Below are 3,335 nucleotides of genomic sequence, written 5' to 3'. Positions count from 1 at the left end.
CATCGTATAATGTGGCTTTATACGTTTGTGCCCCATAAATATTATAGTCATTATAAACAGTCATGTAGTTTGATCCATTACGCAGTTCTTCTTTACGTGAAGGACCAAATCCTTTAAATTGATAAACATTTTTTAGAACTGTAGAGCCAGTCACTGATACTTTAAAAATACCACGACCTAGTTCATCATATATATAATTACTTATGTTATTATTTGGATCAGTCTTGACAGCTACTTGACCTAATTGATTACGGGTAAGTTTTTCTTGATTACCACCTGTATCTGTACTACTCGTTAGAAAACCAGACTCATCATAACCTTTAGATTTTGTCCAGCTTTTTGCATCTTCGCTTTGGGTTGTTGTCAACATGTTGCCTAACTTATCATAGCCATAAGAGGTTGTCTGATTTAAGGCATCTGTAACTGCAACCAGTCGATTTAATTTATCGTATTGGTATTTAGTCACATCTCGATTTGGATTAGTATAGGTAAGTTCATTGGCCTAACAGAACTGCATTACCAAATCCATCATAAAATTCATGCTTGATGTTATCATAGTTGGCTCCACCATGGCTGACTCTTGTAGTTTTCGTATAGGAGTCAATAGGTGAGGTAATCAGATATTTGTTTACATTGTCAAAATAATCTGCGCTATTTTCTACAATTTGATCATAGTACAGGATATATCGTTTTTAACAACCGACCATATACGTCATAATATGTACTGAAACTAATCAGAGATAAACTGCACCTCAATAGTTTATATAATTCTACTATTTGAGATGCAGTTCAGTGTCATTTTATTATAGATCTTACTTCATTCTTTTTAGTTGCTCAACAGGATCCCAGTCTGCACTTGGTAATCTGCCTTTGGAACGCCATTTATAACCGCCTTTTATCCACTTAGCTCTCCATTCATTGTAGTATTTTTCTTTATCATTATTCTCATCATCATCATTATAGCCATACTGAAACCCACAACAGGGACATATCTCATCTGAAGCATTTCCTATCTCATTATAAGGTGCTTCATAAAGACCATCATAATTACATACCAAACAGTAGTATTTCATTTTTATCTTCCCCTTTGTCTCTGCCAGTATGTTGGCGAACTTGGTTTATAGTATGTTCTTGTTGTTCCATTAGAATTATATGAACCAAATATATTTTTTTGAGAATCATAGACTCTAATTACACCATCTACAGGATCTGTTTTAGTTTGATAATTTCCTCTATTAAGAATAAAAAAATGTAGCTCGTAGTTTCTATGCTATCTGCCGATCCCATCATAATTATAATCACTTGTTAGATAGCTGCCATCTGACAATCTTAATTTAACTCATGGTACAAGACAGCCCAAAAATATCTAATTTTAGTTCTTATCTCTTATAAAAAAAGGCTTGAAGGGCGACATTCCATTACCCTTCTCAGCCTATACCTCTTGAAACCTATTTTTTATCTACAAAGCTGTTTTTTCGGTGGGCTATCTTCTAATTTAATAAGCTTAATTTTGTATTTTTTTAGTAATTCATCCGCACTTATTATACTAAAATCATTTGGAGTTCCCTGTTTCTGATATAACAATGCATCTGGGAACAATCCTCCACCTATAACGTAATCCTTCAAATCGTTCATGTAGTATTTAGCAGTTCTAGGAGCATAATATATTCCTGTTGAGTCATCTATCTTCAGTAACAAAATTTCTTCACTCATCGTTTCTTCCATTTACGATGCTTACCTTGGCCCTCATTGTAACCAATACCATCATATTCACAAATCACTGTATCTGTAGCTACTTTTTTCTGACCATTAACTTCATATTCCAAACGAACTGGAAATTCTGCATAGGTGATTTCGGGGACGGAAGGATCGTCCTCTAATAAACCACCTAGACCTATGAGTAGCCATGGCAAGGTCACATATGAAATTAGAATCGCAAAAAGTATCAGTGGAATCCATACAACAAGTTTTTTCATTTATAATTTACCTTCTTAGAGCATTTCACATTTGTTCCATAAGATATTTTATTCTTGCATCATTAATCTTAACAACAGTTCTGCAATAGAGCATAGGTAAAAAGATGAGGCTGGGGCAAGAGTATTCATCTAAATTACTTAAATTTATTTTACGGTATTTTTAATTCAGTACTTAAGGTTTAATTTTTGATTAGAATCCAAACAAGCAGCTATTATTCGAACCTTACAAATTTTAATTAAGTCATGTCCCAGCCTCAAATATTTTAGTAATAATTATTCATTAATAAAACCTTGCAATCTCTTATCATCTCTTACAGAAATAAATATGCTTTTTCCAGATTTAAGATAAAATGTAGCATCATATTTACCACTAATAAAACTATATCCAATTTGTACATCTATAACTTGCTCATTAATATAACTTTTCTTGAAGTATTCCTCTGCTTGCTTCTTAAAGTAATATTTTCCCCATGGAGTTCCAGCCGTAATGAATTCTATAGAATAGTAAACTACAACAAGTAAGAGAACATAAACAACCATTTTTTTTTTAATTAGAACTCATCCTCTCATTTGTTTTTTCCTAATAAAACATTGAGTCTAAATAAATTAAAATTAGTTTTTTTCATTATTTGAGTAAACCAATTTCCAGCTTGATAAAAACTTTTTTTCTCATTCAATTGTTTAGTGTATTCATTAGATGTAAATGAGTTATTATAGAACACTTCCTTTAGTGCTATGGCACCCACATTAGGGGTGATTGATCCAGCAATAGTACCAAAGGTACGATCTGGTATCATTGAACCAGCTTTTAAATCTACTGAAGTAGTAAATCTTGATGCACTTACCCCATTGTATAAGATCCCCTTACCCAGTAAACCTAAAGAAACTATATAACAATTATTTGTAGTTAAACTATAATCTTTATTTGTACCATTTATAGAGTGACTATTTGCTAATTTCTTTGCTTCGTTATAACTAGCTGAAAAATCTCCTTTTACATAAGTTGAATTGGTATAACCAGACTCACTAAAGCCAGCAAGGCCTACACTTCCACCTTTTGAAGTTTTAAGTGTTGTATCATTTCCCCATTTATTAAACTTATCTAAATCGGTTAAATAGCTAGTGTTTACTTGTGTTAATTGTACATTTTTGTCTCCCCAATAAAAGTAGTACCATTTTCCATCATTATTCTCAATAACAATTGAGGTATGTCCAAAACCAAACGCTAAGTCTGGGTTTGTAATCATAATTGCATCATGCCCACTTGGATCAACATGAGTTAATGGATTGTTCCTAACATAAGAATATAGATTTAAGCTTAGTGGATTGGTGACTGTTCCTTCATACGTATCCTTACTT

At 32.5% G+C, this 3,335-nt stretch carries 5 protein-coding genes and 1 pseudogene; all 6 read right to left on the bottom strand.

Going from position 1 to position 3,335, the window contains the following annotated elements:
* On the bottom strand, window positions 1-466 hold a 466-nt coding region (locus tag ABE099_RS20540; RefSeq protein ID WP_430033512.1), incomplete at its 3' end, for a hypothetical protein.
* A gap of 346 nt (window positions 467-812) precedes the next feature.
* A complete protein-coding gene (locus tag ABE099_RS20535) occupies window positions 813-1,073 on the bottom strand; it encodes a hypothetical protein (RefSeq protein WP_430033510.1) in 261 nt (86 codons plus the stop codon).
* A gap of 382 nt (window positions 1,074-1,455) precedes the next feature.
* On the bottom strand, window positions 1,456-1,713 hold the full coding sequence (locus ABE099_RS20530) for a hypothetical protein (RefSeq protein WP_430033508.1): 258 nt from the start codon (window positions 1,711-1,713) through the stop codon (window positions 1,456-1,458).
* Window positions 1,710-1,976 (bottom strand): hypothetical protein, encoded by a 267-nt coding sequence (locus ABE099_RS20525; RefSeq protein WP_430033507.1) that lies wholly within the window; start codon window positions 1,974-1,976, stop codon window positions 1,710-1,712. The genes ABE099_RS20530 and ABE099_RS20525 overlap by 4 nt, the downstream gene beginning before the upstream one ends.
* 273 nt (window positions 1,977-2,249) lie before the next feature.
* Window positions 2,250-2,516, bottom strand: coding sequence for a hypothetical protein (locus ABE099_RS20520; protein ID WP_430033505.1), 267 nt, complete (start codon window positions 2,514-2,516; stop codon window positions 2,250-2,252).
* Between the two features lie 26 nt (window positions 2,517-2,542).
* A pseudogene (locus tag ABE099_RS20515) lies at window positions 2,543-3,335 on the bottom strand (type IV secretion protein Rhs); the annotation flags it as partial.

Origin of the sequence: Paenibacillus turicensis, from assembly GCF_050461185.1 — a bacterium.
In the GTDB taxonomy this organism is placed as follows: Bacteria; Bacillota; Bacilli; order Paenibacillales; family Paenibacillaceae; genus Fontibacillus; species Fontibacillus turicensis_A.
The sequence above is the reverse complement of the archived record's forward strand: the minus strand, read 5'-3'. Positions and strand labels throughout refer to the sequence as shown.